This is a genomic window from Acidithiobacillus ferrooxidans ATCC 23270 (assembly GCF_000021485.1).
GTDB lineage: Bacteria > Pseudomonadota > Gammaproteobacteria > Acidithiobacillales > Acidithiobacillaceae > Acidithiobacillus > Acidithiobacillus ferrooxidans.
In genome coordinates this window covers 1,930,041-1,956,530 of sequence record NC_011761.1, presented here as the reverse complement: position 1 = coordinate 1,956,530, position 26,490 = coordinate 1,930,041, and the positions used below count along the sequence as shown (strand labels likewise).

General features: G+C 60.6%; 25 protein-coding genes. 8 read left to right on the top strand and 17 right to left on the bottom strand.

Annotation, left to right across the window (positions count from 1 at the left end; genetic code table 11):
- Positions 1 to 21: 21 nt before the first annotated feature.
- The 4 genes from AFE_RS10165 to AFE_RS10150 are packed head-to-tail and all read right to left on the bottom strand — an operon-like array spanning position 22 to position 5,484.
- Positions 22 to 2,838, bottom strand: a complete 2,817-nt coding sequence (locus tag AFE_RS10165; RefSeq protein ID WP_012537049.1) for a valine--tRNA ligase — start codon at positions 2,836 to 2,838, stop codon at positions 22 to 24.
- Positions 2,835 to 3,530, bottom strand: coding sequence for a hypothetical protein (locus tag AFE_RS16605; RefSeq protein ID WP_012537048.1), 696 nt, complete (start codon positions 3,528 to 3,530; stop codon positions 2,835 to 2,837). Before AFE_RS16605 ends, AFE_RS10165 begins: the two co-directional genes overlap by 4 nt.
- Positions 3,531 to 3,543: 13 nt before the next feature.
- Complete coding sequence (locus tag AFE_RS10155) at positions 3,544 to 3,969, bottom strand: DNA polymerase III subunit chi (protein ID WP_012537047.1); 426 nt, start codon at positions 3,967 to 3,969, stop codon at positions 3,544 to 3,546.
- A gap of 12 nt (positions 3,970 to 3,981) precedes the next feature.
- The gene (locus AFE_RS10150) at positions 3,982 to 5,484 is read right to left on the bottom strand and encodes a leucyl aminopeptidase (protein WP_009567190.1); all 1,503 of its coding nucleotides are present in this window, start codon (positions 5,482 to 5,484) and stop codon (positions 3,982 to 3,984) included.
- Positions 5,485 to 5,600: 116 nt separating this feature from the next.
- Between AFE_RS10150 and lptF the strand changes: the two genes are divergently transcribed.
- On the top strand, positions 5,601 to 6,722 hold the full coding sequence (gene lptF, locus AFE_RS10145; RefSeq protein ID WP_012607345.1) for an LPS export ABC transporter permease LptF: 1,122 nt from the start codon (positions 5,601 to 5,603) through the stop codon (positions 6,720 to 6,722).
- A complete protein-coding gene (gene lptG / locus AFE_RS10140; protein WP_012537045.1) occupies positions 6,719 to 7,792 on the top strand; it encodes an LPS export ABC transporter permease LptG in 1,074 nt (357 codons plus the stop codon). The genes lptF and lptG overlap by 4 nt, the downstream gene beginning before the upstream one ends.
- On the opposite strand, the gene AFE_RS10135 is transcribed toward lptG, so the two are convergent.
- The 6 genes from AFE_RS10135 to AFE_RS10110 all read right to left on the bottom strand — a co-directional run bounded on the left by AFE_RS10135 (position 7,785) and on the right by AFE_RS10110 (position 12,177).
- Positions 7,785 to 8,129, bottom strand: coding sequence for a hypothetical protein (locus AFE_RS10135; protein WP_009568772.1), 345 nt, complete (start codon positions 8,127 to 8,129; stop codon positions 7,785 to 7,787). The two genes, lptG and AFE_RS10135, sit on opposite strands and share 8 nt — an antisense overlap.
- Before the next feature lie 116 nt (positions 8,130 to 8,245).
- Positions 8,246 to 8,698 carry an EVE domain-containing protein gene (locus AFE_RS10130; RefSeq protein WP_012537044.1) on the bottom strand — a complete coding sequence of 151 codons (453 nt, stop codon included), beginning with the start codon at positions 8,696 to 8,698 and terminating at the stop codon, positions 8,246 to 8,248.
- Positions 8,699 to 8,702: 4 nt separating this feature from the next.
- A complete protein-coding gene (cyaY, locus tag AFE_RS10125) occupies positions 8,703 to 9,017 on the bottom strand; it encodes an iron donor protein CyaY (protein WP_009567357.1) in 315 nt (104 codons plus the stop codon).
- A gap of 87 nt (positions 9,018 to 9,104) precedes the next feature.
- Positions 9,105 to 10,916 carry a DNA helicase RecQ gene (recQ, locus tag AFE_RS10120; protein WP_012537043.1) on the bottom strand — a complete coding sequence of 604 codons (1,812 nt, stop codon included), beginning with the start codon at positions 10,914 to 10,916 and terminating at the stop codon, positions 9,105 to 9,107.
- Between the two features lie 55 nt (positions 10,917 to 10,971).
- Complete coding sequence (locus AFE_RS10115; RefSeq protein ID WP_012537042.1) at positions 10,972 to 11,811, bottom strand: symmetrical bis(5'-nucleosyl)-tetraphosphatase; 840 nt, start codon at positions 11,809 to 11,811, stop codon at positions 10,972 to 10,974.
- Positions 11,812 to 11,814: 3 nt separating this feature from the next.
- A complete protein-coding gene (locus tag AFE_RS10110) occupies positions 11,815 to 12,177 on the bottom strand; it encodes a DsrE family protein (RefSeq protein ID WP_226833839.1) in 363 nt (120 codons plus the stop codon).
- A 291-nt stretch (positions 12,178 to 12,468) separates the two neighbouring features.
- Here AFE_RS10110 and AFE_RS10105 point away from each other — a divergent pair, with 291 nt between their 5' ends.
- From AFE_RS10105 to rpsT, 3 genes are all read left to right on the top strand, one after another.
- Positions 12,469 to 13,272 carry an ABC transporter permease gene (locus AFE_RS10105; RefSeq protein ID WP_012607340.1) on the top strand — a complete coding sequence of 268 codons (804 nt, stop codon included), beginning with the start codon at positions 12,469 to 12,471 and terminating at the stop codon, positions 13,270 to 13,272.
- A gap of 19 nt (positions 13,273 to 13,291) precedes the next feature.
- Positions 13,292 to 14,305 carry an ABC transporter ATP-binding protein gene (locus AFE_RS10100; protein WP_012607339.1) on the top strand — a complete coding sequence of 338 codons (1,014 nt, stop codon included), beginning with the start codon at positions 13,292 to 13,294 and terminating at the stop codon, positions 14,303 to 14,305.
- A gap of 135 nt (positions 14,306 to 14,440) precedes the next feature.
- Entirely contained in the window at positions 14,441 to 14,716 is a 276-nt protein-coding gene (gene rpsT / locus AFE_RS10095) for a 30S ribosomal protein S20 (protein WP_009567470.1), read from the top strand.
- 100 nt (positions 14,717 to 14,816) lie between these two features.
- Here the strand turns inward: rpsT and AFE_RS10090 are convergent, their stop codons facing one another.
- Together AFE_RS10090 and lgt are read right to left on the bottom strand one after the other, a co-directional pair.
- The gene (locus AFE_RS10090; protein WP_225487053.1) at positions 14,817 to 16,796 is read right to left on the bottom strand and encodes a UvrD-helicase domain-containing protein; all 1,980 of its coding nucleotides are present in this window, start codon (positions 16,794 to 16,796) and stop codon (positions 14,817 to 14,819) included.
- 30 nt (positions 16,797 to 16,826) lie between these two features.
- The gene (lgt, locus tag AFE_RS10085; protein ID WP_009561052.1) at positions 16,827 to 17,645 is read right to left on the bottom strand and encodes a prolipoprotein diacylglyceryl transferase; all 819 of its coding nucleotides are present in this window, start codon (positions 17,643 to 17,645) and stop codon (positions 16,827 to 16,829) included.
- A 184-nt stretch (positions 17,646 to 17,829) separates the two neighbouring features.
- On the opposite strand from lgt, the gene AFE_RS10080 reads away from it, so the two are divergent.
- Genes AFE_RS10080 through AFE_RS10070 form a run of 3 tightly spaced genes read left to right on the top strand, consistent with a single transcriptional unit; the run spans position 17,830 to position 20,304 of the window.
- Positions 17,830 to 18,273: a MarR family winged helix-turn-helix transcriptional regulator gene (locus AFE_RS10080; RefSeq protein ID WP_012537038.1), complete on the top strand. Its 444-nt coding sequence runs from the start codon at positions 17,830 to 17,832 to the stop codon at positions 18,271 to 18,273.
- Positions 18,270 to 19,820, top strand: coding sequence for a DHA2 family efflux MFS transporter permease subunit (locus tag AFE_RS10075; protein ID WP_012537037.1), 1,551 nt, complete (start codon positions 18,270 to 18,272; stop codon positions 19,818 to 19,820). Before AFE_RS10080 ends, AFE_RS10075 begins: the two co-directional genes overlap by 4 nt.
- A gap of 52 nt (positions 19,821 to 19,872) precedes the next feature.
- Positions 19,873 to 20,304, top strand: coding sequence for a universal stress protein (locus AFE_RS10070; protein ID WP_012537036.1), 432 nt, complete (start codon positions 19,873 to 19,875; stop codon positions 20,302 to 20,304).
- A gap of 581 nt (positions 20,305 to 20,885) precedes the next feature.
- Here the strand turns inward: AFE_RS10070 and hybE are convergent.
- From hybE to AFE_RS10040, 5 genes are read right to left on the bottom strand one after another with little or no spacing between them, the layout of a single operon-like run.
- Positions 20,886 to 21,419: a [NiFe]-hydrogenase assembly chaperone HybE gene (hybE, locus tag AFE_RS15380; RefSeq protein ID WP_012537035.1), complete on the bottom strand. Its 534-nt coding sequence runs from the start codon at positions 21,417 to 21,419 to the stop codon at positions 20,886 to 20,888.
- Positions 21,416 to 21,943 (bottom strand): TorD/DmsD family molecular chaperone, encoded by a 528-nt coding sequence (locus AFE_RS10055; protein ID WP_157293223.1) that lies wholly within the window; start codon positions 21,941 to 21,943, stop codon positions 21,416 to 21,418. The genes hybE and AFE_RS10055 overlap by 4 nt, the downstream gene beginning before the upstream one ends.
- Positions 21,924 to 22,958 (bottom strand): NrfD/PsrC family molybdoenzyme membrane anchor subunit, encoded by a 1,035-nt coding sequence (gene nrfD / locus AFE_RS10050; protein ID WP_012537034.1) that lies wholly within the window; start codon positions 22,956 to 22,958, stop codon positions 21,924 to 21,926. The genes AFE_RS10055 and nrfD overlap by 20 nt, the downstream gene beginning before the upstream one ends.
- Positions 22,955 to 23,578: a 4Fe-4S dicluster domain-containing protein gene (locus AFE_RS10045; protein WP_012537033.1), complete on the bottom strand. Its 624-nt coding sequence runs from the start codon at positions 23,576 to 23,578 to the stop codon at positions 22,955 to 22,957. Before AFE_RS10045 ends, nrfD begins: the two co-directional genes overlap by 4 nt.
- Before the next feature lie 10 nt (positions 23,579 to 23,588).
- A complete protein-coding gene (locus tag AFE_RS10040) occupies positions 23,589 to 26,339 on the bottom strand; it encodes a molybdopterin-dependent oxidoreductase (protein WP_012537032.1) in 2,751 nt (916 codons plus the stop codon).
- Positions 26,340 to 26,490 lie beyond the last annotated feature (151 nt).

Here is a 26,490-nt window from a genome sequence, read left to right as displayed (position 1 = left end):
TCCGGTTTCCGGGGGCGTTGATCACAACAAGGCTAACCGCCGTGCCTGCTCCCCCAGTTGCAGTAATGCGGCATCCACCTCCCGCAGGCGTTCCTCTTCTTTGGCGACCACCTCTGCGGGCGCCCGGCTGCGAAAGCTTTCCTGCCCGAGTTTGGCGACGGTTTTGGCGCGATCCTGTTCCAGGCGTTGCTGTTCCTTGGCGAGGCGGATCTGTTCGGCAGCGACGTTGATCACCCCCGCGAGAGGGACGAGGACGCGCAGATCGCCGACCAGTTGCAAGGCGGCGGGCGGCGCTTCCTCTTCGGCGTCCAGCCATTCCAGACTGGCGAGGCGGCTGAGGGCGAAGAGCCAGGACCGGTAGCGTTCCACCCTTTCCCGGTCATGGGTATCGCCGGCTTGCAGGAGCAGGGGCAGAGGTTTCCCCGGTGGGATATCCATCTCGCCGCGCACCGAGCGGATGGCGCGGATGACGGCAATCAGCCATTCCGTATCGGCATCGGCATCGGTGTCCACACGGGCGAGATCGGCCACCGGGTAGGGGGCGAGGGCAATGCTGTCCCCCGCCTTGCCGATCATCGGTGCGACCCGCTGCCAGAGTTCCTCGGTGAGGAAGGGCATCACCGGGTGCATCAGACGCAGGCCGGCCTCCAGCACCCGCAGCAGGGTATTGCGGGTGCCGCACTGTTGTGCCGAGGTGAACGGGCCGCCCTCGCGCAGCACCGGTTTGCTCAGTTCGATATACCAGTCGCAGTAGTCATTCCAGAAAAACTGGAAGAGTGCATGGGCGGCGTCGGCAAAGCGATACTGGTCGATGGCGCTGTTGACGGCCGCCTCGCAGTGTTGCAGGCGACCGATGATCCAGCGTTCCGGCGCCAGCAGCTCGCGCTCGCCTTCCAGAGCGGCCGGAGTTGGTGTCTGCATCAGGGCGAAACGCGAGGCGTTCCAAAGCTTGTTGCAGAAATTGCGATTCCCCTCCACCCGCTTGAGGTCAAACTTGATGTCCCGGCCCTGGGTGGCCAGTGCCGCGAAGGTGAAGCGCAGGGCATCGGTGCCGAAGGCGGGAATGCCGTCAGCGAACTCCTTACGGGTGGCCTTTTCGATTTTGGCCGCCATCTGCGGCTGCATGAGGCCCCGGGTACGCTTGGCGACGAGGTCTTCCAGACTGATGCCGTCTATGAGGTCGATGGGGTCGAGGACATTGCCCTTGGACTTGCTCATCTTCTGGCCCTCGGCATCGCGCACCAGACCGTGGACATAGACTTCATGGAATGGCACATCGTCCATGAAGCGCAGACCCATCATGATCATTCGCGCCACCCAGAAAAAAATGATGTCGAAGCCGGTGACCAGCACGCTGGTGGGGTAGAACTGGGCAAGGTCCGATGTTTTTTCCGGCCAGCCCAGAGTGGTGAAGGGCCACAACGCCGAACTGAACCAGGTGTCGAGTACGTCCGGGTCGCGTTCCAGGACCACCGGCATGCCGTAATGGCGGACGGCTTCCGACTGCGCTTCCTCTTCACGACGAGCGACAAAGATTTTGCCGTCGGGGCCGTACCAGGCGGGAATCTGGTGCCCCCACCAGAGCTGGCGAGAGATGCACCAGTCCTCGATACGCTGCATCCAGTCGAAGTAGGTTTTGCTCCAGTTTTCCGGCACGAAGCGGATGCGGCCTTCTTCCACCGCGCGGATGGCCGGTTCCGCCAGGGGGGCGACCCGCACATACCATTGGTCCGTTAGGTAGGGCTCGATGACGGCATGGGAGCGGTCGCCGCGGGGCACCATGAGTTGGTGTTCGTCGGTGCGTTCCAGCAGGTTTTCCGCCGCCAGCAGGATGAGAATCTGCTGGCGGGCGGCATAACGGTCCAGTCCGCGTAGGGCCTCGGGAATCTCCCCGGCGACGACGTCGTCGCCGAAGACCTCGATACTGTCCCGGATATGCGCGTCGGGGGTAAAGACGTTGAGCAGGGCCAGGTTGTGCCGTTGCCCCACCTGATAGTCGTTGAAATCGTGGGCCGGGGTGATTTTGACGCAGCCGGAGCCGAATTCCGGATCGACATAATCGTCCGCGATGATGGGAATCTCACGGTTCATGACCGGTAGGCGCAGGGTCTTGCCGACGAGGGCGGCGTAGCGCGGATCGTCGGGGTGAACCGCCACCGCCACGTCGCCCAGCAGGGTTTCCGGACGGGTGGTGGCGACCACGAGGAAGCCGGTGCCATCGCTGAGGGGATAACGGATGTGCCAGAGCGAGCCTTGCTCCGCTTCGCTGATGACCTCCAGATCGGAGACTGCGGTACGCAGGACCGGATCCCAGTTGACCAGCCGTTTGCCGCGGTAGATCAACCCTTCGTCATGGAGGCGGACGAAGACTTCGGTGACCGCATGGGAGAGCCCGCTGTCCAGCGTAAAACGCTCGCGTGACCAGTCACAGGATGCTCCCAGCCGTCGCATCTGCCGGGTGATATGGCCACCGGATTCCCGACGCCACTGCCAGACCCGTTCCAGAAAGGCACCGCGGCCCATCTGATGGCGATCGCCGCCTTCCTGTACCAGTTGCCGTTCCACCAGCATCTGGGTGGCGATACCGGCATGATCGGTCCCCGGCTGCCAGAGGGTGCGCTCGCCGCGCATCCGGTGGACGCGGGTGAGGATATCCATGAGGGTATCCTGAAAGGCGTGACCCATATGCAGGGTGCCGGTGACATTGGGTGGCGGAAGCATGATGCAATAGGGGGTTCCACTGCCTTTCGGCTGGAACAGGCCGTGGGTTTCCCAGCGTGCGTAGCATTGGGTTTCGATCTCGGCGGGGGCAAAGGGGCGATCCAGAGTGTCAGTCATGGTAGGGTATCTTTCTCGATTTCCGAGGCGTTGATCTGGTCCAGGCCTTCGTGCAGGACGCGCTGCAGTATTTCCGGAAGCGATTTGCGAAGATCTTCGGTCAGGCTTTCACGCAACTGGATGCCCTCCAGTGCAAGGGTACGCATGATCGTCAGGCTGATCCGCTCCTTCCAGACAGTTTGCAGATGCTGTGTCACCTGCTCTTCGATCTCGTTGATGATTCGTCGTTCGATCTCCCGGAAAAGCAACTCTTCGAAGTCTTTGAGAAAATCGAGGGTCATGGGAGGCATCGCGGCGGTGGGCCCGACAGCTTCGGGGGCATCGGTCGTCGTGGTCTTCAGCAGTGTTTCCGGGGAAGCCGCGTCATCCTGCCAGTGTGGGGCCGCCTGTGCATATTCTCCAGAAGCTGCTGCTGCGCCATTGCGCGCTGCCGCAGCTTCCTCCCAACGCATGGAAAAGGCGGCGGGATTGTCGGGCGTCGCCACCGGCCCGGAACCATGTGGAGGGGGTTGGTCCGGCGCCGCCTCTGCCGCCGGACGGTTTACGGCTTCCGGCGCTTCGTCGTCCGCATGTCGCCAGAGCTGGGGCGGCAACCCCGGACGTACAAGGTTGGTGAGCAACAGCGGGGCGTCGTCATCGACGTCCATCTGTTCTTCAAGGACGGGTTCCTTACGTGTGGTCATGCTTGCCATGGCGTGTCTCCAGTCAGGCTTCCAGGGGATGCACCTGCATGGTGAATCCTGCGTTCTTTAATTGTCTGTATCGTTCTCTGGCGAAGCCGCGCAGTTGCTCTGCGACCGGAATGAAGTCGATGAGCCGCTCGCAGGGGGGGAGGGGCGCTGGCAATTTGTCCAGCCCGCAGAGCACCAGCGCCTTGCCCTGCAAGGGCCATGCACCGTTCTCGTGGATGCGTACCGGTTCTCCTGCACCCCGGGCATGGGGCACGAAAGCTCCCGCCTGAAAGGTCCAGAGCAGGTCATCCAGGGTCTGTCCGGCCTCCGTATCCGGACACAGGATATCTGCTTCTCCCATGACCTGCCACACCTTGGCAATCACCCGGCACATGCCGCGCCGCTGTTCGTGCGCGGTAAGCAGTGTCGGGGGCAGGGTATAAAACGAGGCGACAGGCAAGCGGCGGTCCTCTCAGGCCACCTGCCGAGCCCGCCGCAGCAGATACTCCACCAGCAACGGTACCGGGCGGCCCGTCGCGCCTTTGTGTTCGCCGCTCTTCCACGCCACCCCCGCAATGTCGAGATGCGCCCAGCGATAGTTTTCGGTGAAGCGCGAGAGAAAGCAGGCGGCGGTGATGGTCCCCGCCGGTCGGCCACCGACGTTGGAAAGATCCGCAACCGGGCTCTTCAACTGCTCCTGATATTCCTCGAAGAGGGGTAACTCCCAAACCCGGTCCATACTTTCCTTGCCCGCAGCGATGAGATCATGAACGAGCCCTTCATGATTGCCCATCACCGCTGCCGTCTGGTGCCCCAGGGCGATGATGCAGGCGCCGGTAAGGGTGGCCATGTCGATCACCACGTCGGGTTCGAAACGCTCCACGTAGGTCAACGTATCCGCAAGGATCAGCCGTCCCTCGGCATCGGTATTCACGACCTCCACGCTCAGGCCGTTCATGCTCCTGTGGATGTCGCCGGGTTTGGTGGCCTGCCCGTCGGGCAGGTTTTCCGAAGCGGGCACCACGGTAACGATGTTCAGCGGAAGTTGGAGTTCCGCCGCTGCCTGAATCGCTGCCAGGGCCGATGCCCCGCCGCACATGTCATACTTCATCTCATCCATCTTGTCGGCGGGTTTTAGAGAGATGCCGCCCGCATCAAAGGTGATACCCTTGCCAACCAGAACGATAGGTGCCTGATTTTCGGCGCCGCCCCGATATTCGAGAATGATCAGACGGGGCGGCTGCCGGGATCCGTGGGCTACGCCGAGGAGTAGGTGCATACCCAAAGCTTCCATCGCGTCCGGACCGAGGATAGTGCTTTTGATGCCCAGCCGCCCGGCCATGGCCTCCGCTTGTTCAGCGAGCCATGTGGGGGTGCAGATATTTCCCGGTTCGTTGGCCATATCCCGGGTCCAAGCGACTGCGCGGGCCGTTGCTTGGGCTTCTGCTACGGCACCCTGAAGCTCCGCGAGCGCTGCAGTATCGTTTTCAGAAATAGATAGTTGCAGTTCGGATATGGGTCGTTGTGGGGCATCCGCGGGTTTCTTGTGTCGATCGAAGTGATACTCCGCGTCCGCCACGGCCTGGACCAGTATTTTGGCGCAAGCCGGCGCGGAGCGACGTATCACCGGGGTGTCCAGCAAGTGCAGACTGGCGCGCCCGACGCGGGCACCCTGCAAAGCGCGGGCCGCAGCGAGCGCGGCTTTGCGAAACTGGCTGTCCTTGACCTTGCCATGGCTGCCGAGGCCCAGAACCAGTACCCGCGCCGCAGCCATGCCGGGTACCTGGTAGAGCAGCTGCGTGTCACCACAGTCGCCGGTAAAGTCTCCGGTATCGAGGAGGGCCCGGAGCGCGCCGCCGCTGGCCAGGTCAACCAGCGTCGCGGCAGGGCTCAATATGCCGCCTTCATAGATTCCGACGACCACACAGTCACTGTTGTCGGTAGTCGGGTTCTGGCACTGTACGGCTATCTCCACGGCGGTTCTCCTGATAATCTTATGGGTGAGGAATTCGAGATGATGTCAAAGACAGAAAATAAGCCCCAGAGGCACAGGGAATCAAGTCTTGCGTATAATCCCCAGGGGTTGCCCGCTTGACCCGCATTCGTATGCAGGTCGTGCGCAATCTCACGATCTCCTTTCTGCTGACCAGCTTGGTGGTGCTCGCCATTCTGGCCATCGGTCAGTTGACCCAATTGCTGAGGCAGGTCGCTTCCGGGCAGTTGCCATTGTCGATCATTCTGCGATTGCTGGGACTGGCGCTGCCGACGTTGCTGGTCATGGTATTGCCTCTGGCCTTTTTTTTCGCGGTCTATCTCGTGTTCAGCAACCTCTATCGTTCCAACGAGATGGTGGCCATCCGAAGTACCGGCACCGGGCTGTCGGGACTTCTGCCGCCCGTCGCGGTGGTTGCGGCGTGCGTCTTTTGCCTGGAACTGATTTTATCCCTTTCCTGGGCGCCCGGTGCGCAGCGCGAGTTGCAGTCCGAATCGGTACGCCTCGCCAATGCTGCGGCAGAGGCCATGCTGCAGCCCGGTAGTTTCACGAATTTACCGGGTGGCAGGGTTATTTACGTGGGGCAAGCCGTCGGTAAAAACAGTCACCGCTTCCAGGAGATATTTCTGTCTGTTGCCCAGGGCGGGCAACTGGATATGGCGACAGCGGCCTACGGCGAGGTCAAGCCCGCTCAGGATGGTGCCCTGACCCTGGTGCTGGTGGATGGTCAACGTTACCTGGGGCAGCCGGGAAAAGCCGGGTTCAAAGTCCTTTCCTTCGCACGCTACCGGGTATTGCTGGACAACCAGGACACCGGCGGCGCCGAGCCCGGCGGCATCAACTGGAGCAGCGCATCTTTGCCCCAGCTTGTACGGCAGTTGCACGGCACCGGGATGCGTTTTGCCGTCTCCGAGCTGGAGTGGCGCCTGCTCTGGCCGCTGGCGTTGCCATTGTTGGCTTTGCTGGCCATCCCCCTGGCCTACAGTGAGCCCCGTGGAGGCGGACGGGCGGCGGGCATGCTGGTGGGTATACTGTTTCTGCTGGCCGTCAATAACATCGTCGTTTACGTCAAAGAGCATATGATGAATGGCAGCATGCCCATTTTCCCCGGATTATTGTGGGTGCTCCTGCTGATTCTGGCGGTAGCCGCTTATGCCTTTTTCCGGCGCAGCCGCGATCTGCCCATGTTACCCGCCTGGCCGGGGCGGCCCGCGTCATGAAACGCGCCGACCGTTTGCTGTTTCGGGGCATGCTGCTGTACAGCAGCCTCGTGCTGGCCATGCTGCTGACGCTGGTCTATATCGCCCAGATCATCGCCAAATCCTCCGGGCCCGGGCATGGCGTCTGGTCTATGACCCGTCTGCTGTCCTATGCCGCTTTGCAGTTGCCAGACGTGGCGTACGATGTGATCCCGCTGGCGTTACTGCTTGGTGCCCTGGTCTGGATGAGTATCCTGAGCGGGCATTCCGAGGTGATTGCTCTGCGCATGTCGGGGTGGTCGGTCTGGCGCCTGGAGCAGCCGTTGTTGCTGGTCGGACTGTTGGGTGCCGGCCTGATGTTTGCGCTGGGAGAATGGGTCATCCCGGTGACGGCGCCCGCCGCCGAGGCGATGTGGGCCAATGCCGGTGAACCGGGAGCGGGTTTCCACAATATGGGACCGCGGGGATTATGGCTGCGCTATGGAACACAGATAATCCAGGTGGGCACAGTGGGCGATGGCGGGAAGATCCTGCAGAACCTGCACATCGCCGACGTGCGCCAGGGTATGGTGGGCATCAATGCCATGACGACGGCCGCTGAAGCCGTATTCCAAGGGGGGCACTGGTATCTCCACGATGTCCGGCTGTTCAGGATCACACCCGACCAGATACAGATGACGGCCGTCACGGAGACGCCCTGGCCGGTAGCCCTGCACCCGGCCACTCTAAGCAGTTTTGCACACCCGACACGCACCATGACCCTGCCCACCCTGTGGCAAAGTTACCAGGCGTTGCAGAGCGGGGCGTTGAACATGAATCGCTTTGCCCTCGCGTTCTGGCGTCGCGTGAGTTATCCGTGGGTGGGTCTGGTGATGATTTTGCTCGCAGTACCGTTTGTGACGCGCAACCCCCGGGGTGGGGGCCTGGCGGCGCGGGTCATGGCGGGGCTGGTGCTGGGACTGGGATTTCATTTCCTCACGGAGATGTCGGGATATATCAGTGTTTCCGGCGGGATACCACCCCTAGCCGCCACGCTCCTGCCCATTGCGCTCTTTGCGGCCGTTGCCGGGGCGTTGCATCGTTTTAGCTGAGTGCAGCGTCACGCTGGCGAATCAGTTCCTGGTCAAACGCGTTGTCGAGTTCCTGGGAAAGTTTGAGAACCTTGCGGAATACGGCGGGATCCGTGTCATCGGCCTGACTGCGCAGGCGCAGGTGGGCAAGTCCGTCAAAGCTGCGCGCGCGATCCACGGGGTCATCGACGCTTTTGCACTGGTTGCCCTGATAGAGGGCGGTCAGCACCTCCGTGGTCAGCGCATCGTCAAGCCCGCCCTGCTGCGCGGCACGCAGCGCCGCATCCGGCGCCATATCCGGCAGGAAGGGGTATCCCAAATGGCGATCGAGGAATTCTACGAGTTGTTGATAGGTCATGCTGGACTCCGGGATGAGAAAGTTCGGCTCACGCCGTCAAACGATAAATGATATGGCAAATCGTGAGGGGATGGTAACGCCGTCCACCAGGTTCGCTTTTTTCACCCTGCACCGGTTTATCCGGCATACTGCAGGATATACTGCCACTGGCTGCTGGTAATGGGCAAGATCGAAAGGCGATTCCCCTTGCGAATCAGTGGGCTGTCAGAAAACTCCGGGATGGTGCGAAGAGTGTCGAGCGCGATGCCCTGGGCAAAGGTTCGGCGATAGGCCACCTCCACCAGGTCCCAGCGCGGCCGGTCGGGATGGGAGGCCGGGTCGTAATATTTGCTCTGCGGGTCAAACTGGGTAGGGTCAGGATAAGCGGCACAGACGACTTCGGCAGTGCCGACGATACCCGGGGCCGGCACACGTGAATGGTAAATGAAGACTTCGTCGCCGGTCTGCATGCTCCGCAGGAAATTTCGGGCCTGATAATTGCGGATGCCGTCCCAGGGCTCCTGTCCGCGTCGCTGCAAATCCTGCAGGGAAAAGGCATCGGGCTCGGTCTTCATCAGCCAGTAGGCCATGTGCTCAACCCAGTGATACGGGGTGGCCGAGATGCAGGCTCAGCAGGCGGCCGACGGCCTGTTTCAGGGATTCCCCCGTCCGGCTGTCCTGCCACGCGTCGCCCTGCCACGAAAAACGTGCCGGACCATCGCTGCACGCCAGCCAAATCTGTTGCGCCGCCTCCTGACGATTGATGATGATCTGACCGTCGTCGGGCAGGAGCAGGGTGAGTACGCTGTCCACGAGGTCGCACTCCACTTCGGGAGCATCGGCCTCTATCCGGTTCTGCAGGTCATCGAGGGTGCTTTCGACGGTGACGGCGAAGCTTTGCGGGTTCATGGGGCTATCCTGAGTCATGCCCTCATGATGCCGCCTGCTGCGGCGCAGGGCAAGCCGTCATCTCCGCGTCGTATCTGCGCGAGGATCTCAGGAAGGCCGATCGCGATGCAGTATCTTCAGAAAAGATGTACCGTAAGCCGCCAGTTTGCGCTCGCCGATGCCGGGGAGCGCAGCCAGTGCTTCCAGGTCACGCGGGCGTCGATGGAGCATTTCCATGAGGGTGGCGTCGTGAAAAATGACGTAGGGCGGCACGCCCTGGGCCTGCGCCAGTTCACGGCGGTGCTGGCGCAGGGCTTCCCAGAGCGCGGTGTCGCGGGGTGCGATCTCCGGGCGTTGTTCGCGTTGCCTGGGGACCGGGCTTTCGTGCTGGCGCAGGGTCAGCTTTTCTTCGTTGCGCAGGAGCGGGCGACTGGATGGGCTGAGGCGCATGCCACCGTGGCCGTCGTGATCCACTTCCACGAGTCCGCGCAGCAAGAGGTGGCGAAACAGGGCGCGCCACGCGTTGGCAGACAGTTCTTTGCCAATGCCGTACACGCTGAGCCGGTCATGCCCCTGTTGCTGAATGCGTGGATCTTCCCGAGCCAGCAATACGTCTACCAGATACTGTACCCCGAAGCGCTGGCCGGTGCGATGGATGGCAGACAGGGCTTTCTGTGCGGCCACCGTGGCATCCCAGGTGGCCGGCGGCTGCAGGCAATTGTCGCAATTGCCGCAGGGGGAGGAGAGGCTTTCGCCAAAGTAGCCGAGCAGGGTCTGACGGCGGCAGTCCGTGGTTTCGCAAAGCGCGAGCATAGCATCCAGCTTGTGTCCTTCCATCTGTTTGCGCGGCAGGTCGGCTTCGGATTGCTGGATCATCTGCCGTAATTGCACGACATCACGAAGACTGTAATGCATCCAGGCTTCTGCAGGCAGGCCGTCGCGCCCGGCGCGTCCAGTTTCCTGATAGTAGGCCTCGATGCTCTTGGGCAGATTCAGGTGCGCTACAAAGCGGACATTCGGTTTGTCGATGCCCATACCGAAGGCTATGGTGGCGACAATGATCACCCCTTCATCCTGCTGAAATCGTTGCTGGTTACGACGCCGCTCATCGATACCCAAACCGGCATGATAGGGCAGGGCGTCCAGCCCTTCGCCCTGCAGCCACTCGGCAACTTCTTCCACGCGCTTGCGGGACAGGCAATATACGATGCCGGCATCTCCGGCGTGGCGGTCGCGGATGAATCGCAGCAAGGCGTTGCGTGCGCCCTGACTACCGCTATTGATATGGTAACGGATGTTGGGTCGGTCAAAGGAGCGGATAAAGACGGCGGCTTCCTGTAGCGTCAGCCGTTCGGTGATTTCCGCGCGGGTTTTTGAGTCGGCGGTGGCCGTGAGGGCAATGCGCGGCACCAGCGGAAAGCGCTCATGCAGCACTCGTAATTGCAGGTATTCCGGGCGGAAGTCGTGACCCCACTGGGACACGCAATGGGCTTCGTCAATAGCGAAGAGATTGACTGTGGCCCTTTGCAGCAGATTGAGGGTGCGTTCCTGCAGCAAGCGTTCCGGAGCGATGTAGAGCAGATCGAGGCAGCCCTGCAGCAACGCCTCCTCGGTAGCGCGTGATTCTGCGGGGCTGGCACTGGAATTCAGGGCAGCGGCAGCGACACCCGCCTGACGCAGGGCGTTGACCTGATCTTCCATGAGCGCGATCAGTGGTGAAATGACTACGCCCGTCCCTGCCATGGCGATGGCGGGAATCTGATAGCACAGGGATTTCCCGCCCCCGGTAGGCATGAGCACCAGCGCATCCCGGGCTGCCAAGAGGGTCTGGATTACCTCCTCCTGAGGCACCCGGAAGGCGTCGTAACCAAAGGTGTGGCGGAGGATTTCCACTGGCTGCTGGGTAGGGAGGATCGGCATGGTGCCTCAGGTTAACCGCAAAACGGGGTGGACCAAAAATCTGGTGGTCAACCCTTTACCCGCTGTCCGGTCGTGCAAACATGGGGCATGGGGTTTGGTAAATAAGGGGTTCGTCCAGATCGATCCGTGCCGCTGTCAGTTGGCGACCCCAGACACAACCGCTGTCCAGTGCCAGCAGACGTGGCTGCACCAGCAGACCCTGGGTGGCCCAGTGGCCGCAGATGATGGACTCAGACGTCTGTTTTTCCAAAAAACGCTCGTGCCAGGGTGCAAATTCGCGGGTGGTATCCTTGGGCGCGGTGCTGGACCAGTTGAAAACGCCCTTGGCAGTCACGTAGCGGGCGCGGGTGAATACGGCGACCCGGAAGCGTTGTGCCTCTTCCTCGTTGCGACAATCCTCCCAGCGGTTGGGCGCCGGGGCGTCCCAGAGAGATTTCAGGAAACGCCGCCAGTGACGATCGCGCAGTGCATCCTCGACGGCGTCCGCATGCCCTCGCGCGCTGGCCATATCCCAGTCCGGATGGATGGCCGCGTGGACCATGCTCCAGCCCAGTTGCAGATCGGTATGCAGTAACGAACGGGTGCGCAGCCACTCCATCCAGTCGTCGGTGTGAGGATCGGCCAGCAATGGGCCAAGGGTATCGTTCTTTTTTGCCGCAGTGATACCCGCCCAGCGGGCGAGTGCGTATAAATCGTGGTTGCCGAGAACGATTTGCACCCGGTCATGCCAGGCGTAAAGCTGGTTGATGACGGCGTGGCTGTCCGGCCCCCGGTTGACGAGATCACCCGCCAGCCAGAGCCGGTCTGTCTGCGGTGTGAAGTCTATCTGTTCCAGCAGGGCGGCAAAGGGGACATAGCAACCCTGCAGGTCGCCCATGGCGTACGTGGCGGTCATAAATCAGAGCGCGACAGCCTGGTCAGAAAGCCTCATCTGGCGAACCAGAGTTTTCATGCTCGCTACTTTGACGCCGGGAATCAAGGTCAGGCTTCCGACTGCATGCATCCAGTCGAGACCAATTACATAAATTTCGGCGCCCAGTTCCTGAATCTCCGCGATGAGATCGTGGTGAACCCTTTGTCGATCTCCTGGATTTTCCAACTGTAGCGCCAGAGATGCCGCTTCTTCGGAAAGAAAAAGGCTGACCAGGATGCCATCGGCGAGGGCGGCTGCAGCCATGCGCAGACCCTGAAGGACGGGATTGCCGCTGGCGTCCGGATGGGATTTGATGAGAATGGTCCAGTGCATGGTCGGTTCGCTCAATATTTTAATTTTCCGTTCAGAATGTTGCGCACTCTCGCGCCGGTTCACGTATATCTTTATGCCTAAGCATAGCATAAAAATGCAAGGTGGGGCTTTTTTATGGAAGATTTCTCCGTGCCCTTGACCCGCTCCGGGGGCGTCGATATAAGATGATCACGGAAGTATCTGACAAACAATAACGGATCACCTGAATATGCCGGATCTACCGATGTGGATGCCTTATCGTGTTGCGCTGCCTGCGGGTATCCCGGATGGTGGCCAAAGGGCATATGGCGCATCAGGAAGGTTCATTTGAGCCATAGGGCGGCCGTAGGGATTGGCACAGGACGCCAGCCATCGGCGCGCTGGATAGCGACGGCGACCGCTGCCACCGTCCTGACGTTTCTGCTGGCGCCTTTCGCGGCGCTGGTTTTCGCCACGGACTGGCACGATTTTCATTTTGCGCCCGGCGACCTCGCCGCCATCCGGGTTTCCCTGTTTTACAGTGCCCTGGCTCTGGTGCTGGTGGTGCTGGCAGGAACACCGCTCGCATGGTGGTTGGCGCATTATCATTACCGCGGCAAATGGCTGGTGGATGCGCTGCTGCTGTTGCCGCTACTGACCCCACCCCTGGCCATGGGCATTTTGCTGAGTTCCTTTTACGGACCTTACTCAGCAGTGGGTGGCCTGTTCAGTCAGGCGGGGCTCTACCTGACCAATACCGCCCCGGCGTTCGTGCTGGCGCAGATTTACGGGGCCATGCCCTACTATGTGCTGGCCGCCCGTGCTGCTTTTGAGGGGGTTCCGGAAGAACTGGAGCAGATCAGTCGCACCCTGGGCCGCAACCGCTGGCAGACTTTCTGGTGGGTGACGCTGCCGCTGGCCCGTCTGGGACTGACGGCCGGGGTGGCTCTGGCCTGGGTGCGTGCCATGGGCGAGTTCGGCATCGTGCTCATCGTGGCGTATTTCCCGCAGGGCATTCCGGTCAAGCTTTGGGTCAATCTGGAGGATATGGGGCTGAGTGCGGTTTACCCTCTGCTCTGGGTATTTTTTCTGGTCGCTGTGCCTTTACCTTTGTGGCTGGGGTTGCGCTCGCGCCGACAGGGAATGTTCTGATGACGCCACGCTGAAACCCATGGAAATTCGTTACCAGTTGGAAACGCCGGTCACTCTGGATATCCAGATGCAGGTGCGGGATTTCACCGTCCTGCTCGGTCTATCCGGAGAGGGCAAGACGATGCTGCTCAAGGCCATCGCCGGTTTGATTCCGGCGCGTGGGCATCCCTTCGGTGGCCTTGCTGCCGAGCGGCGCCCCATTGGCTATTTGCCCCAGGGTTATGCGCTTTTTCCGCACCTGCGGGCCTGGGAAAACGTCGCCTTTCCGCTGCCAAGGGGTGCGGGCCGCCGCACGCAGGCTATGGATTTGCTTGCGCGCGTGGGGCTTGCCGACCTGGCGGAGCGTTATCGTGCGGCCCTCTCCGGCGGGCAACGTCAGCGGGTGGCGCTCGCCCGCGCTCTGGCCCGGCGTCCGGAGCTGCTGCTGCTGGACGAGCCTACCTCGGCGCTGGACATGGCCACCCGCGACGAGATTCTGGACGAACTCATCCGGGAGGTCCACGATTTTGGAGTGCCGGTGCTGGCGGTGAGCCACGATCCGCACCTGGCGATGCTCGCAGATCACATGGCAGTGCTGTTGGGTGGGCGTATTGTGCAGGAAGGCCCTCCCCGTGCGGTGTTTGCACGACCCGCCACTGTGGGAGCGGCGCGTTTGCTGGGGTTTCGTAATTTCCTGGTGGGGCGCATTGAGGAGGCAACGGAAGCCGGAATGGTGGTGGCTGGATCTGGCTGGCGTCTGCGTACCGGTTTTCGGTATGGCATGCATCCGGGTATGCCGGTGACCGTGGCCATTCGTTCCGAGGATCTCGTGCCGGGCGACGTTTTGGGCGTCCCAGCGCCGAATGCACTGAAATTGAAGGTCGTGAGCCTTCGGGAGGAGGGTGTTGCCTTGCGCGTCAGAATGGACGGGGCTTGTTCTTTGGATATGCTGTTATCACGCTTGCAATGCGAAGGCAGGTCTCTGGCGCCAGGCGCCCTACTTTGGGTACAGGTGGCACCAGGGCATGTACATGTGATGACCGAAGTAGAGTAGTAGGCCATGCGCCCCATTTTCGTAGTGCCGGGTGGTTTTTTGCAATCCATTGATATTGACAGGGTTGGGCGTTGGCGCCAGAATACGCGACTTCATTTCCCGCAGACGCGGGATTGTAGATATGGAGAGTAAAAGTTGGCCAATACAGCTCAGGCGCGCAAGCGCGTATTACAAAATGAAAAGCGGCGCCTGCATAATGCCAGCCTGCGGTCGCGCTTGCGCACCTATGTGAAGGGTGTGCTGAAGGCCGTACATGTCGGTGATCAAGAGCAGGCACGCAGCGCACTGCGCGCCGCGGAGTCGGTCATCGACAAGACGGTTGGCAAGGGCGTGGCGCATCGCAACATGGCAGCCCGCACCAAGAGCCGGCTCTCGGCTCGTGTCAAGGCGATGGGTAACGCCGCCCAGTAATGAGGGCGGTATTTCCGCAGTCCGTGTGGACTGCGTAGCAGGAGAGGCGATCCGGTTGTGTGGATCGCCTCTTTGCTTTTATGGGTGGCGAACCCGATGGTCAGGTCTTGCCGAGCATCGCCCGCAGATGGGCGAAAGCGGCGGTGGGGTCCATTTCTTCTTCTGGGTTCTGGTCGCCCTGCCAGTCCAGATGTTCTTTGGGGATTTCCTGGAGGAAGCGGGAGGGTTCCGGATGGACATCCTGGCCGTAGCGGCGACGTTTACGGCAAAGGCTGAGGGTCAGGCGGAAGCGGGCGCGGGTCATGCCCACGTAAAAGAGGCGGCGTTCTTCCTGAATCTGCTCCAGGGTTTCGCTGTTGCGGTGGGGCAGCAGTTCCTCCTCCGCGCCAACCAGAAACACCTGGGGGAACTCCAGACCCTTGGCCGCGTGCAGGGTGGACAGGCGCAACACATCGCGATCGTCATCCTCCTCACGCTCCAGCACATGGAAGAGCATCAGGCGGTTGAGGATCTCCGCAAGGGTTTGCGGGCCTTCATCCTGTTCCTGCAGGCGTTGCATCCAGTTCAAAAGCTCCTGAATATTCTCCCAGCGGCGCGCGGCGTCTTTTTCATCTCCTTCATTCTGCAGATATTGCAGGTAGCCGATTTCTTCCGGCAGACTCTGTAGGGCGGGGATGAGCTCGGTCTTGCCGATTTCGTCCGTTTTGAGATTCACCCAGCCGGCGAAGCCGTGCAGGGCGATGCGCGCCTTGTCGGGAACATCCAGCGCATCGTCCCAAAGTGCGGCGAAGAGCGAGAGATTACGCTCCTTGGCGAAGGCACCCAGGCGTTCCAGGGTGCTGCTGCCGATGCTCCGGCGTGGCGTGTTGACCGCCCGCAAAAAGGCGGGATCATCATCGGGATTGACCAGTAGCCGCAGATAGGACAGAAAATCCTTGATTTCACTGCGTTCAAAGAACGAGATCCCGCCGGATATCTGGTATGGAATCCGGGCATTGCGCAGGGCCGTTTCAAAGGGACGGGCCTGATGGTTGCTGCGGTACAGTATGGCGTAATCGCGGTATTCACCCTGCCGCTGAAAGCGGTCGCGGAGAATGGCATTGACCACTTGCTCCGCCTCGTCCGTCTCGTTGGCGCAGCGCAGGGCGCGGATGCTGTGGCCATCGCCCAGGGTGCTCCACAGGCGTTTTTCGAAGAAGTGGGGATTTTGCGCGATGACCGTATTGGCGGCCTGGAGAATGCGGCCGGTGGAACGATAGTTCTGCTCCAGTTTGACCACCTTGAGGTTGGGGAAATCTTGCGCCAGCCGATCCAGGTTGTCGGCAGCCGCACCCCGCCAGGAGTAGATGCTCTGGTCGTCGTCTCCCACTGCGGTCAGGTTGTGGCGGGTGCCCAGCAGGCTTTTTATCAGCCGGTACTGTGCGCCGTTGCTGTCCTGATATTCATCCACCAGCAGGTAGCGGATACGGTCCTGCCAGGCATAACGGGCCTCCGCATCGTCCTGTAGCAGACGGATGGGCAAGAGGATGAGGTCATCCAGATCCACGGCGTTGCAGGCGCTGAGGGAACGCTGATAGGTCGTATAGATATGGGCAGCCTCCTGGCCGAGACGGTCGTCGGCACGTGCCTCCTCGGGAAAGATGCCGTCATTCTTGAAGCGGGAGATGCGGGACTGGATGGCTTCGGCGAGATCGCTGGGGCCATTGGCCTCGCGGAGCAGATTACGCACCATCCCCAGGCTATCGCCGGGGTCAATGACGCTGAAGTTGCCGCGATAACCCAGGCGCTCGATGTCTTTACGCAGGATCTGCAGGCCCAGATGATGAAAGGTGGAGACCATCAGGCCGCGGCTGCTATGGCCCTGCAAGGCCTCCCCGACGCGGCTCTTCATTTCACGGGCGGCCTTGTTGGTGAAGGTCACCGCGCAGATATGCCTGGGTGCGACCTGTTGCTCCCGGATGAGATGGACGATTTTCCGGGTGATGACCCGGGTCTTGCCCGACCCGGCCCCGGCCAGCACCAGCAGGGGACCGTGGATGTGTGTTACGGCTTCCTGCTGTGGCGGATTGAGCTCAGCCATGGGTGTCATATGGGTGGGGGTTTGCCGCCGCTATTTGTCGACTGCCGGTATGCTTTCAGGGGATTCGGAAAAGCCGCCCTTATAGGCCCACCAGATCACCACCGGGCCGAGAATGATCATGGGTACGGACAGTACCTGACCCATGGTATAAGGACCAAGGACAAAGCCCAGTTGGATATCCGGCTGCCGCGCATATTCCGCGGCAAACCGGAAGACGCCGTAAAGGAAAACGAACATCCCGCCAACTGCGCCGGCGGGACGGGCTTTGCGACTGTAGATGGCGAGAATCAGAAGGAGTAGAACGCCCTCCAGCAGAAACTCGTAAAGTTGCGAGGGTTGCCTGGGTTGCGGACCACCAGAGGGGAAGACCATGGCCCAGGGCAGGTGACTGACGCGGCCAAAAAGCTGATCGTTGATGAAGTTGGCGAGGCGTCCCAGACCCAAGCCAATGGGCACGGCCGGCGCGATAAAGTCCAGAGTGGGCAGAAAGGCATGTTGCTCATGGAGTCGCGCAAATACCCAGCAGGCGATGACGACACCCAGCAGACCGCCGTGAAAAGACATGCCGCCATCCCATATGGCCAGCATCTTTACCGGATTGGCAAGATAATAGGGAAGGTTGTACCAGAGCACGTAACCCACCCGTCCGCCCAGAATGGCGCCGACGGCCACATAGAATTCCAGGTCGACGACCTGCTCTTTGCGCCAGTTCCAGTGCGCCATGCGGCCGCGCCGGATGAGCCAGACGGTGGCGATAACAAAGCTGATGATCTCCAGCAGGCCATACCAGTGGATGGTGATAGGGCCGAGCTGGAAGCCGACGGTGTTGATATCCGGAAAATGCAGCATGGGTGCCCTCGCAAATTCAGGCCACCATGGCGGAGCCTCGCGATTCTGTCAAGTTGGGGCCGCAGGTGAAGGCATATCGACCGCGCCCGGCGGCAAGTTCCGGGTGCCGGGCATCGCTTGCAAATAGATAGGGCTCTAAGTATAAGAGAGCTAATCATTTGGAGTGCCCGAACTGGGAGGACGTATGAACGATGATCTGTTGCAGGAAGGCTTTGCCCTGGCCCTGCATGAGAGCGCCAGAGCCTGGCGCCACGCGCTGGATCGTCGCCTGAAGAGCCTGGGACTGAGCCAGGCGAGCTGGATGAGCATCGCCTTTCTGGCGCGCGCCAAAACTCCCCTGACCCAGAGCGAACTCGCACATCGCCTCTTGGTGGAAGGGCCGACGGTGGTGGCCATGGTGGACCGCTTGCAACACGCGGGATTGGTACGCCGCGAGATCGCCCCGGAAGACCGGCGTGTCCGGCGGGTATCGCTGACCCCTGAGGGACAAACCGTATATGCGGAAGTGAAGCGCATCGCAGGTGCGTTTCGCCAAGAAATGCTGGATGGCCTGGACGCCGCGGAGTTGCAACAGGCGAAAGACCTTCTGCAGCGTTTGCAGCGCATTATCGAGAAAAGCGGCCGATGATCGTGGAAAGCGCCGCGCTCCCTCGGGAAGGATTGAACCGGCCTCTCATCACCCTGTCCATCATGTTGGCCACCATCATGCAGACCCTGGACAGCACCATCGCCAATGTGGCACTGCCCCACATGCGGGGCAGCCTGTCCGCGTCCCTGGACCAGATCGGCTGGGTGCTGACCTCTTACATCGTGGCGGCGGCCATCGCCACACCGCTGACCGGCTGGCTCTGTGACCGTTTCGGCCAGCGTCATGTTTTTCTGGCTTCGGTGCTGGGGTTTACACTGGCCTCCATGTGGTGCGGCATTTCCACCTCGCTGGGGGAAATTGTCGTGGCGCGGGCGTTGCAGGGTGTCTTCGGGGCGGCGCTCGTGCCGCTTTCGCAAACCGTCCTGCTCGACATCAATCCCCGGGAAAAGCAGGGTTCCGCCATGGCCCTGTGGGGCATGGGGGTGATGGTGGGGCCGATCATCGGGCCGACGCTGGGCGGTTGGCTGACGGATACCATGGGCTGGCGTTGGGTGTTTTTCATTAACGTGCCGGTGGGGATCATAGCGTTTACAGGAATCTGGAGGAGCTTCCCCAGGGATGCCGCGCTGCGGCGGATGCACTTTGATATGGCCGGGTTTATCAGTCTGAGTCTGGCTGTCGGGGCCCTGCAGTTGTTCCTGGATCGCGGACAACAGCAGAACTGGTTCGCTTCGGTGGAAATCTGGGTAGAAGTCTATATTGCGGGGTTGGCATCGCTGTATTTCCTCTATCATACCTGGCGCACACCGGTTGACCGTTCCTTCTTCGATTACCGGCTGATCCTCAACCGCAACTATGTCACCGGTCTGCTTTTCATCTTTATCGTCGGACTGGTGCTCTTTGCATCGCGGGCGCTGATCCCCACCATGCTGCAGGATCTGATGGGCTACACCGCGGCGGCGGCAGGTTGGGTGACGGCACCGAGCGGCCTGGGCACCATGTTCGCCATGCTGATCGTCGGGCGACTGGTGGGCAAGGTGGATCTGCGGCTGCTGCTCGCCATCGGTTTCGGGATCACGGCCTTTTCCCTCTGGCAGATGCAGGGCTATAGTCTGGTGATCGGTGAGGGTGATGTGATCTGGCCGGGGGTCTGGCAGGGGCTGGGGATGGGTCTGGTTTTTGTGCCCTTGAGTACCGCCACCTTTGCAACCCTGAGCCCGGAAATGCGGGCCAACGGCACCGCAATCTACAGTCTGGTGCGTAATGTCGGCAGCAGCATCGGGATTTCTCTGGTGGAGACCTTGCTCACCCGCAATACGCAGATTTCCCACGCGGCGCTGAGCACCCACATCGATGACAGTAATCCGGCTTTTCAGAACCCGGCGGTAGCCAGCCTTTATAATCCCCATGACGCCATGGGCCAGCTTCTGCTGAATACGGAAATCACCCGGCAGGCGACGATGATCGCATATATTGATGATTTCTGGCTGATGCTGGTGATGACGCTGGCGGTTTTTCCGCTGCTGCTGATCATTCGCCCGCCCAAGCGAGGCGAGGTGGTGAAACAGGAGATGATTGTGGATTAGCACGGAGAAGTGATTCGCAAGCGGTGCAGCGTAGCTGTTTAGGAGGGGTCAAATGTTTCAGAAGATTCTGGTGGCTTATGACGGCAGCCCATCGAGCGAGGTAGCGCTCGGTCAGGGCGCGGAACTCGCGCGTCTGGGGCGAAGTGAACTGCATCTCTTCGGCGTCATCGTCAGTACCGGCGGCATGGCCATTGGTCAGGCGGCGGGGGCGGAGGATGTGTTGGGGCGAGAAGGCAATGCCATCCGCAGCAGTCTGGATGCCGTCGCGGGTACGCTCCATGCAGAAGGCCTGAGGGTGGTGACGCAAACGGCTGAGGGCAGCCCTGCTGAAGAGATTGCCCGTTACGCATTGCAAACGGGTGCCGACCTGCTGGTCATCGGGCATATTCCGCATTTTTCCTTGGGACACTGGCTGCAGGGGTCGGTCGCCAAAGCGCTGCTGCGAGAGTTGCCTTGCAGCATTCTGGTAGCAAAAGAGCGCTGAGTTTATCCGGCAGGTAGCGGTGGTACCCGGCATTCCGTTTCCTGGGACTGCCAACTCATGGCATTTCAAATCCGCAAGAAGTGCCTAGTCATTGATCACCCGCGTTCCCTTATTCTGACCGCCCAGTCTGCCGCGGGTGCGCGGCCAATTCGCAAAGGTCCCAGCGTTGACGAGGATGACCCATGGGACCTCATTACTGCAAAGACGAGAGCGGTCGCCGGCCCATGCCCCGGAGCGGATGCTGCGCATTCACTATTTGCAGCAGTGAAAATGGCCTATTCTACCAAGTACGCCGCGCCCTTGACCAATCCGCGTGTCAACCTGGCGCGCTAAGGCTCTTCAGGTTTTATTATGTAGCGAGATGTGAACAAGGACGCGCAATGGCAAAGTCGCTGTGCTGCGGTACAACAATACCGACTTCCCATCACGGCACACGATCTCCACTGTAAGGCCAGTGGTTGGACAGAAAGCCCTGCCGGAACGATGTCCCTTACCGATCCCGGCAAGCGGCGGGAGCGTTTCTCTGGAGAATTTCCGACAATAGGCGGCCTCCGTATCGGTCAGCGGTTCACTGCGATTGCTTATGGCTCCCTGGGCGCCGGCATCAGCCGCCGCAGAAAATCGCGGCGATCACAGCGCTGTTGTTCCTGCATGCTGGCGCGAGTTTTGCGGCGGTGGTCGATTACGCCCTCCCAGGCCGCAAACACGGCGGCGGCGTCAGGATAGCGGCGCAGGTTCTGGACCAGCGGTTGCCAAAGAAAATGCCCGATCTCTGGCAGGTATTGGAGGTGGCCCTGCCCGAGCACGCCGGGAATCTTCAGACCCAGGGCGGGACCAAGGCCGGTACAGGGCTGATCCACCCGAGCGGCGGCAGACCAGCCTTCGGGCAGGGGAATGTCGGGGACTCTGAGGGGCATCGCCAGGCGATAGAGAGCGATGGGCGTCAGAAGATAGGCCAGATACCAGTCCTGTACTTCTTGCAAATCCCGTATCTCGACAGAGAGTCCCGGATGGACGTTGGGGCTGTTTGCAAAGCACCGTTGATGCCAGCCGGCAAATACCTTCTCCAGGGTCTGCGCCATATTGTCGCGATCCGCCACGAGTTGCCAGTTCATGGGCGCAATCCTCTAGCCTGACGGCGGATTTCGCCAGCCAACTCTCGATAGAACGTGAACTCGGCATGCCCTTCCAGGCAGTCGCAGAAACGATCCAGCCAGTCCGCCAGGTATTCCCGGTAAAAATCGGCCGCCGCGGACGTGTCGTCCTTTTCGAGAAAAAAGCCGATGAACTCCGCCATGGTACCCAGGTAATCTGCAGGCAATCCCTGAATGGCGAGATCAAACTGGCCATAAAAACGCTCCAGTTCGCCGGCGCGGTAACCGTCCAGCATGCCGTCCTCCAGGAAGGGGGAGGCGAAGGGCGGACAGACGGCAGGGAAGGTGAACAGCCGGGTATGCTCACCCTGCCAGGCGTCCAGGGCCACTGTGGCCAATTCCCCCAAGGCCGGGGTCAACCACTCCGGCTGATAGGGTTGTTCGCTGATCAACTCCGTGGAGTCGGCGGCGGGCTCGGCCAGGGCCATGGCGATAAAGCGCCAGGCCTCCGCATACATACCCGCTTCAGTGGCTGGTGAGGACATGATAGATACCCGCACCGAGTACACCGTCGTGGCCGGCATTGGCCCAAGGGAAGACGTACACCCCGCTGGCGAGAAAGTAATGACGGAGCAGGAAGCCGCCCAGCAGCACCATACAGGCGGTGAGGATCACCGGAGCGCTGCCCTTCCAACCATTGAACGTGCCTTTGATCTCCAGCAGGAAGGGCAGAATCAGACCGATAATCAGGAAGCCTATAATCCAGCCCCAACTGTGCAGGAGGATGTGCAGTGTGGCCTGACCGCTGAGATTGCTCGGCAAAATGACCAGCATGATGCTGAAAATCAGCACGATTTCAACGGCTATGAGGAGCATGTCCAGACGCTCATACCAGCGGGCCAGGGCGTCATGCTGATGCAGTACGCCGTACAGTACCAGCAATTGAAAGGCGAGTGCCGTGGAGAAAGCGGAAACGGTGAACAAAGGCGGCACCAGGTCATTGGCCCAGAGGGTTGCCGCCGGGAAGGAGCGAAGCAGCAACCCTGTATACACGGCGGTACCTACTCCGCAGAGGATGGCCAGCCAGGCAATGGGGGTGCGCAGTTTCTGCGCCCAGACGCCCACCAGTTTGATCAGTGGCAGTTCGAACCAGAAATTCAGCCAGCGTCCCACCAGCGGCAGGCGGCGGAACCATGGTTCGTCGATCATCAGCGGCCAGACGTAGAGCAGGCCGAAAACCATCGCCCAGACGATGAACTGGGTACCCCAGGCGATCCAGGACCAGGGCAGGAAGAAGGGATTCCAGGGCATCAGGATTTCCCAGACATTGAGGGGGTGAAGCAGATCGATCAGCAGCAGGGCGGAGCCAACGCCCAGAAAAGCCTCTCCCGCCAGGGTACCCCAGAGGGTGACGGCCCGGTTGGCCCGGAAATAGAGATGACTGAAGAGGCTCAGGGCAATGAGGGCTGCACCTAGACCACCGAGGAAAAGATAGGCCGCGACCAGCGTCGCCCAGCGGTCCTGAACAATGAGACTGGTAGCAAAATGGACCGAGTTCATACGAGATCCTCCGGAAGCTTGTGGATGTAGTAAATATTGGGGCCGGTGCCCAGTTCGGTGAGCAGACCCTGAGCCTTGCCGGTCGCGACCACCTTGGTGATGAGATCGTTGGGGTTGTCCAGGTCACCGAAAATGCGGGCGTGGGCTACGCAGGTTTCCACGCAGGCGGGCTCCAGGCCTTGCTGCAGGCGGTCGTAGCAGAAGTCGCATTTATCGATGCTGGGCACGGTACGTTTGAGAAAGTCCTTGCCGTAATAGCCCAGTCCCTTGTCGATATCGTTGCTGTCGGCAGGGTAGCGAGCATCGTAGGGGCAGGCCATGGCACAGGCTTGGCAACCCATGCAGATGTCGGGGTTGACGCGGACGATGCCGTTGGCCTCCTTCCAGGTGGCGCCAGTCGGGCAGACGCTCACACAGGGCGGGTTGTCGCAATGGTTACAGAGCTTGGGAAAAAACTGGCGGAGGAACTTATCCCCGATTTCAATTTCTTCGTCGTACACATAGGTGCGGTATTTTTCCGGATTCCACACGGGCGTCTGGTTTTCCATGGCGCAAGCGGCCATACAGGCATTGCAGCCGACGCAGGTATCCAGATTGATGAGCATGGCATATTTGGTCATGACAGATTCCTCAGGCGCGCTCGAGGCGCACGGTGAATTCCTGGGAGCGGAAACCGCCGCTCACCGGTTCGATGAAGTCGGGCGTGATTTTGTTCAGGGCCGTGCCCATGCGATAGCCATGGGTGAGGGCCGGATTCTGGTCGCCATAGCCACTGTAGAGAAAGACGGTATCTTCCCGGACGAGGCGGGTGACATGAACCGATGCCTCGGCCTTCTGCTGCGTGAGTTGGTTGGTCACCCATACCTTGTCGCCTTCCTTCAGTCCGAGTTTGCCGGCACGCTGACTGTGCACCCATAGACCCGTATAAATGTCGCCGCGGAACTTGCTGATGCTCACCAAGGGTTGGAAATCGTTGTTCGGCGAACAATGGGAAACCACGGGTACCATGCCGAAGGTAAAATAGAACTCGTCATCGGCCATGGGTGCCTTGCTGCCCGGTCGACAGTCGGCGGGAATGTGGGTGGCCAGTACCGAAAAATAAGGGTTATCCCAGAGGCCAAACTGCTCCCGCAATTGACCGTAGAGGTTGCTGTAGAACTCGGCGCGCCCGCTGGGCGTTGGCAAGGCCATCTTGCGCGGCATCCCGTAGTTGGCGATGAGTTCGTCCGCCTTGGCCACCGGATAGACTCCCTTCTCGCGTAATACCGCATCGAGCTTTTGCGGCGTGATGCCGAGGCCTTTGGCCTTGGCTTCAAAATCCATCTGGCGAAGGGCCATGGTGAAGGGATTCTGGATACCCTTGGCGCGCTTTTCCTCGGTAAGGGCCTTGAGCCGGGCCGCGGGAATACCCATTAAATCCTGCACGGACTGGTAATAGGGCTCGGAACTGCCGGTCAGGACTTCCGTCAATTTCAGGAAGGCGTCGGTCAGGATGACGTTGTCGTAGGCTGGTGGAATAGCCTGATAGCGGGTGATCAGCATATTGTCGGGGTTGACGCCATTGCCGTAAATAGCGGGTTCGTCCCGTTCCAGATACGTGAGCTCGGGCAGCACCACGTCGGCATAGGCGACGGTATCCGCGGGCATGACATCCATGACCACTACCAGTTCCATGTTGGGGTGGGTGAACGCCTCCTGCCAAAAGCCCTCTGGCGCATCGCGCATGGGATTGGTACCGTTCAGGAGGATCGCCTTGCATAGATAGGGAGCGCCCTTCCAGGTGAGTTTGCCCTTGATGGCGGAATCCAGCCCCACCTCGGTGGTGAAAGGGAAGGCCGCCCAGTCCGGGGAATCCTTGGGGGTCTGATCGCGATGCACCGCCGCCCAGGCCGGATAACCGTGGTCATGGCTCCCCGGATTGGCCGCCGCATTGGCGGCCCAGTAGACGAAAGGCATACCCGCAAGGCTCGCCAGTGGCGGAGCCTTGGGGTTGTCCTTTTGCGCCCACATGTTGCGCACCTGTTCCCGGTAATCACCTCCGAAGATCCAGCCACCGGGCACATCCAGCCTACCTTTCAGGGTCTGTATCATGGCCTGCACCCTGCGCAACATCTGGATGTTGCCGTAACGGGCGCCGGACCAGCCGGGGATGACGATGGGGGATTTGGCCGTAGAGAACTCCCGGGCGATTTTGCGGATATCGTCGGCGCTGATGCCGGTATTGGCCGCTGCCCATTCCGGGGTATAGGGCTGAAGCTCCTGATGCTGGGCGTCAAAGACCGTCAGCATGGCCTCGCCATTGTGGGTAAAGCCTTGGGGTGCGCGAAGCAGGGGGGTCACGCTGTTGCCGTTGCTGCCTTGCAGATTGTAGTTGCTGAAGGCGGGGAGAAAGACCACCTGACCGCTCTTGGCGTCGATGACGGCGGGTTCTTTTTGCGCCGAGAGATAGAGTTCCCAGGCGTTGTGGGCATTTTTGCGCACCAGGAAGGGCATGTTGCTGTGGCTGACGAGAAAGTCCTCATCATACCAGCCGTTATTCATCATCTCGCGGAGCATGGCCAAGGTGAAATCGAGATCGGTGCCGGGTTTGATGGCATACCACTCATCCGCCTTGGCCGCTGTTTCCGAGGCGCGCGGGTCAAGAACGACGACCTTGGCACCCTTTTCCTTGCCTGCGGAAAAGCGCACGGCCCGGCAGGTGGAGACGCCGCCGATGCAGGCATTGCCGATGATGGAAAGGATGTAATCGCTGTTTTCGTAATCCTCGATGTTTTCACCATGCACGACAAAATTGCCGATCATGGAATTGGTGCCGAGGTGACCGTCAAAGACGCAGTTTTGGGTGGGCGAGGTGATGAGGTTGGGGCACTGGATGGCAGAGGTGAAGGCAATGGTATGGGGCACATAGAAGGAGCAGGTGCTCCAGCCGCCGTAAACCGTCCACTCCCAGGGCTTGATGCTTTTGCTCTTCTGGGCGATATAATCCCAAGCTTCTTCCCAGGTTGCCGAACGGAATTTCATCTCGCCGCGCTTGCTGCCCGCCACGCGGATGAGGGGCGTCTTGATACGGTTGGCGCTGTAGACCTGCCGTAAGCCCGATTGGCCGCGGGCGCAGATCTTGTCGCCGTTGAGGGTGGAGTTGGGGTTGCCGCCCAGCTTCATGATGCGCTGCTTGCCTTTTTTCTCCGCGACGGTAATACGCAGCGAGCAAAAGGAAGAGCAGTAGTTGCAGATGGAGTGGGCGAAGTGGTCGGCAGCGTCGGGATGCGTGGGGCCAGCCAGTTTGATCCAGTCGGGATGGTAGAGCGTCGCGCCCACGGCGCTGACGCTGGTGCTTTTAAGAAAGGTACGGCGGGTCATTTTTGGAAACTGCCAAGCCATTTGAAGGCCTCCTGTGCACAATAAGCGCTATGTTTTTAATAATATAATGAGTTTAGTATGTCATTATATGGTGATATGCTACGCGCCTTGGTGCCGAGGGGGAATTGATAAAAGTCAATTTATTTATTGCAATGTTCTATATATGCATATA